The sequence below is a fragment of the Brevibacterium sp. 91QC2O2 genome (assembly GCF_024580695.1).
In the GTDB taxonomy this organism is placed as follows: domain Bacteria; phylum Actinomycetota; class Actinomycetes; order Actinomycetales; family Brevibacteriaceae; genus Brevibacterium; species Brevibacterium moorei.
Window position 1 is genome coordinate 1 of record NZ_JANIJY010000086.1, and the last position, 272, is coordinate 272.

General features: G+C 57.0%; 1 rRNA gene. It reads right to left on the minus strand.

Going from position 1 to position 272, the window contains the following annotated elements:
* Positions 1 to 183: 183 nt before the first annotated feature.
* Positions 184 to 272: ribosomal RNA gene (locus NQ036_RS15550) — 16S ribosomal RNA — on the minus strand; the annotation flags it as partial.

Sequence of the window (272 nt, forward strand, 5' to 3'; positions counted from 1 at the left end):
ACACGGACCCGACAGCCGGCAGGGGCGGCACCAGAACACACACCACCAAACAGTGGTCTGTTGTCCCAGAACCCCAACAGCATACTCAAACAATCAATCCCGCGATGTTCCACCCACGAGCAACCACCAGACACACACTCGGCGCCTACGATGGCCAACCACTTATTAGTTGATGCTCCTTAGAAAGGAGGTGATCCAGCCGCACCTTCCGGTACGGCTACCTTGTTACGACTTAGTCCCAATCACCAGTCCCACCTTCGACCACTCCCCCC